This window comes from uncultured Abyssibacter sp. (assembly GCF_964000955.1).
In the GTDB taxonomy this organism is placed as follows: domain Bacteria; phylum Pseudomonadota; class Gammaproteobacteria; order Nevskiales; family OUC007; genus Abyssibacter.
Window position 1 is genome coordinate 1 of sequence record NZ_CAXFCL010000322.1, and the last position, 4,479, is coordinate 4,479.

The window sequence follows — 4,479 nt, forward strand, 5'->3', positions numbered from 1 at the left end:
CCGCCTATACAACCGTCCGGCGCTGATGGAATGGGTGAGCTTCGAGTTGCAGCGTGCCCAGCGTGACGGTCAGGCGTTCTGCGTCGCCGTGATTGATATCGACGGCTTCCGGAAGCTGAACGAGACGCATGGGCGTACCGCGGGCGACCACGTGCTGCGGGAAATGACTGATCTTCTTCGGGCGCGCATGCGTCAGGTGGACGTGATCGGCCGCTATGGCGCCGATGACATCATGATCGTGATGCCATCGACGCGCTTGTGCAGTGGCGAAGCGGTGATGCGGGAGCTGACCACCCGGGTCTCCGAAACATTGTTCCAGGTGCCCGGAGAACAGATCCGCATCCAGCTGAATACGGCCATCGTCGAATGTCAGCTCACCCGCCATGACTCGTCGCATTCCGTGTTGCAGCAGGTGCTCAGCCAGCTCGAGGGCCTGCTGAAGGCGGCGGAGCCCGGGTCGGTTCAGGTCGACCATCTGCTCACCGCGGCTGCCGTTGATCTCATGAAGACGGGGGCCAGTCGCCAGAGCGCATGACGGATCGGGATCGCGCCAGGGATTCGGCGCCAGAACGCTGGGCCGCGGGGCTCGCGGCATTGCCGAGGCTGGTCGGTCGCTGCGCGGCATGGCTGACGATTGTCATGGCGTTGCTGTGCTTCGGCATCGTCGCGCTGCGCTACGGCTGGAGTCTCGGCTGGGTCGCGATGCAGGAGGCCCTGGTCGCCGCGAACGCCGCGATGTTCATGCTCGCGCTGGCCTGGGTGCTTGGCGAGGATGGGCATGTTCGCGTCGACGTGTTCTACCGCGACTGGCCACCGCGGCGGCAGGCGCTGGTGAATCTGCTGGGCACGGTGCTGCTGCTGTGGCCGGTCTGCGGTTATCTGCTGATCGAAAGCCTGGACTATGTTGCCGCGGCCTGGCGGGTGCGCGAGGGTTCGCGTGAGCCGGGTGGCCTGCCGGGCGTATTCCTGATCAAGACGCTGATCCCGGTGGCGGCCGTGCTGCTGTCGTTGCAGGGATTGGCGCTGGGGCTGCGGTCCGCGGTGCGGCTACGGGGCGACCGATGAGCCTGATCGCCATCGCGATGTTTCTTGTCGTCTGCGCCGTGCTGCTGGCCGGTTATCCGGTCGCGCTGACGCTGGCTGGCGTCGCGCTGGCATTCGCGGGCATCGGCACGCTGGCCGGCGTGTTCGATCCGTCATTCCTGCAGGCGGTGCCGAACCGGGTGTTCGGCATCATGATGAACGAGACCCTGGTCGCCGTACCGCTGTTCGTGCTGATGGGCGTGGTGCTGGAGCGTTCACGCGTGGCCGAGCAGTTGCTGACCGGCATGGCCAGCCTGTTCGGACGGCTGCGCGGCGGGCTGGCGGTCAGCGTGGTGCTGGTCGGCGCGCTGCTGGCGGCATCCACCGGCATCATCGGGGCCACCGTGGTGACCATGGGGCTGCTGTCGTTGCCGGTGATGCTGCGCGCCGGTTATTCGCCCGACACCGCGACCGGGACGATCTGCGCCTCCGGCACGCTGGGGCAGCTCATTCCTCCTTCCATCGTGCTGGTGTTGCTGGGCGACGTGATGTCCTCCGCCTACCAGCAGGCGCAGATCCGCCAGGGCGTGTTCTCGCCGGACACGGTGTCGGTCGGCGATCTGTTCATGGGCGCGTTGCTGCCCGGACTGCTGCTGGTGGCGGCCTATATCGTCTGGCTGCTGGTGCAGGCCTGGCGCCGTCCGGACCTGATGCCGGCGGCCTCCGCCGAGCGGTTCTCGCTGTGGGCGTTTCTCGGGGGCGTGCTGCCCCCCATCGCGCTGATCGGCGCGGTGCTGGGTTCGATCATGATGGGCATCGCCACGCCCACGGAGGCCGCATCGGTGGGCGCGGTCGGCGCGATGCTGATCGCTCTGTTCCGGCGTCGGCTCGGCTGGGCCGATTTGCGCGAGTGCGCGGAGTCGACGACACGCATCAGCGCCATGGTGTTCCTGATCCTGATCGGCGCCTCGGTGTTCTCGCTGGTCTTCCGCGGCTACGGCGGCGACGAACTGGTCGCCGAGATGCTGCACGGGCTGCCTGGTGGCCGGATCACCGCGGTGATCGTGGTGATGCTGGTGATGTTCCTGCTCGGATTCATCCTGGACTTCATCGAGATCACCTTCGTCGTCGTGCCTATCGTCGGTCCCATCCTGCTGGCGATGGGCGTCGATCCGGTCTGGCTCGGCGTGATGATGGCGTTGAATCTCCAGACCTCCTTTCTGACGCCGCCGTTCGGATTCGCGCTGTTCTATCTGCGCGGCGTGGCGCCCGACGCCGTCTCGACGCTGTCGATTTACCGTGGTGTCATCCCGTTCATCGTGATTCAGGTCGTGCTGATGCTCATGCTGGCCTGGTGGCCGGCGCTGGCGACCTGGCTGCCGGATGTTCTGGATTAGTCGGCATAGCGTTGTTCGCCGGGCGGGTTGGCCTGGCGTGCTGCTCGCGGTGGCGGCATCGCTGCTGAGCGCCGGCGCGCAGGCCTGGACCAGCGAACTGCTGCCCTACGATGAGGTCACGGGCCGTTACGAGCCGGCCGAGATCAGTGTCGGCGGGCGACGCTGGCGCCTGGCGGATTATTCCTTTGTCGGTTACGACCTGAGCCGCGGCCCGCTCGGGAATCAGGTGCCCTGTTCGGTGGTCGAGGTCGACGGGCAGGGTGACATCACCGGCGCTTTGCAGGCCGCCATTCACAAGGTCGGGCGCGCCGGTGGTGGCGTGGTCCGGATTCCCGCCGGAACCTTCACGCTGAGCCGGTCGGTGGCCGTGCCTTACGACAACGTGTCCGTCGAGGGTGCCGGCAGCGCGCGGACGCTGATCGACGTGCCCGCCGGCTACCGTGTCTCGGAGGGTGACGCCCGCGAGGGCGTGTTCACCATCGGCCGCGACCTGGGTGAATGGCGTCTGGGCTGGTGGGACCGCAGCCCGGTACTCGCCGACGTGGCCGGTTCGATTCCCGAGCAGAGCCGGTCCTTTCAGGTGCGCAGCGCCCGCGGACTGCGTGTCGGGCAGTGGGTGGTCGCGGTGCAGTACTTCTGGCCGGCGCTGGTGAGGGCGAACTCCGGCCCGGAGCATCGCTGGGGCGGCGAATCGGGCTGGCCGGCGGAGGGCAAGTCCGACCGCCAGTTCGCCTTCGTCTACCTGCGCCGGATCACCGACATCAGCGGTCGCAACGTGACCGTGGACGCACCGTTCCCGATCGCGCTGGACAGCGCCAACAATCCCATCCGGCTGCGCGATCCGTCGCGGCCGGCCTGGGCCGGGCTACGCGCCAACTCGGGCGTGTCGGGGCTGGCGATCCGCTTCGAGGACAACAGCGGCGGCGTCGGCGGGCGTCCGGGTGGCGCCGGGGTGCTGATAGAGGCCATGCGCGACGCCTGGGTCCATGATGTTCACGTTCGCAATTTCCCGCGCCAGGGCATTCTGGTTTCCCACGCGGCGCGGGTGACGGTGTCGAACAGCGCCGTGTTCGACATGCAGGACGATGGCGGGGGCGGGTACGGCTACGGCTTCGAGGTGTTCGCGTCGCAGAACGTGCTGCTCTACCGCAACCATGCCGAGGAGGTTCGCCACGGCTTTCTCGTCCAGCGCGCGCCCTCGTCCATGGTCGTGCTGTCGGGCAATACCTCGTACGCGTCGCGGATGGGGGGTGACGACACGCATTTCGGCTATGTCCAGGCGGTGCTGTTCGACAACCACCGGCTCGGCTATGGCACGGGCCTGCACATGCTGGAACGCGGCTCGCACAGCGGCGGCGCCTACGAGACCGTGTTCAGCGGCGCACTGTGGAATGTGCGCGGAGACGGTCGCCTGGGCGGCTGGTACGGCGGCAATGTGTTGCTGAACCCGGCCTCCGATGGCGCGCTGACCGCGACCGGCGTCACCGGGCTGGCCACCTATGATCTCGGCCCGTCGCGCAACGGTCTGCCTACCGAGATCGCTCGCATCGACGGCGCCGGGCAGCCACGCGTCGGATCGAAGCGCGGCGCACCCGGTATCGGCGCCTTCGATCAGAACGTGCTCTACGAGGGCATCGGCCGGTCCGGGCTCGAGCCGACATCCTTGTTCGAGACGCAGCTTGCGAATCGGGTACCCGGCGGATTCCCCGGTTTTGCCGGTGGTTGCGAACAGTCGCCCGAGGCAGCGCCGGTCCAGCCGTCCATCCCCGCGCATCCCGAGTCGCTGATCTTCGACAGCGACCATCTGGCGAATGTCGCGATCACCGGTTCGCACTGCGCGGACTGTGAGGTCGATGCCACCGAACGCAACCACACGCCCGGTGGCGCGGAGTCGATGAAGATCACGATGGATGACCATCCCGACGGCGTCGGCGCATGGTTCCGCGGCGCGGAGTTCCTGACCGCCGCGGACAAGGCGCTGTCGCTGTGGGTTTATCCCACGCGGGACGACATCCGCTTTCGCGTCGGACTGCGGCGCATCGCCGGGCTGCCGGAATAC

The 4,479-nt window shown here is 67.7% G+C and carries 4 protein-coding genes; all 4 read left to right on the plus strand.

Annotated features, from left to right (window positions below; genetic code table 11):
- Positions 1–535: GGDEF domain-containing protein (locus ABNS06_RS15565; protein WP_348675515.1), on the plus strand; the 535-nt coding region annotated here is incomplete at its 5' end.
- Positions 532–1,065, plus strand: coding sequence for a TRAP transporter small permease subunit (locus tag ABNS06_RS15570; protein ID WP_348675516.1), 534 nt, complete (start codon positions 532–534; stop codon positions 1,063–1,065). The genes ABNS06_RS15565 and ABNS06_RS15570, both read left to right, overlap by 4 nt.
- Positions 1,062–2,420 carry a TRAP transporter large permease subunit gene (locus ABNS06_RS15575; protein WP_348675517.1) on the plus strand — a complete coding sequence of 453 codons (1,359 nt, stop codon included), beginning with the start codon at positions 1,062–1,064 and terminating at the stop codon, positions 2,418–2,420. Before ABNS06_RS15570 ends, ABNS06_RS15575 begins: the two co-directional genes overlap by 4 nt.
- A gap of 37 nt (positions 2,421–2,457) precedes the next feature.
- A partial coding sequence (locus ABNS06_RS15580; RefSeq protein WP_348675518.1) for a hypothetical protein occupies positions 2,458–4,479 on the plus strand: 2,022 nt, incomplete at its 3' end.

Coding starts and splice junctions, on each gene's coding strand:
- ABNS06_RS15570 (WP_348675516.1), top strand. CDS start 532: ATGACGGATCGGGATCGCGCCAGGGATTCGGCGCCAGAACGCTGGGCC.
- ABNS06_RS15575 (WP_348675517.1), top strand. CDS start 1,062: ATGAGCCTGATCGCCATCGCGATGTTTCTTGTCGTCTGCGCCGTGCTG.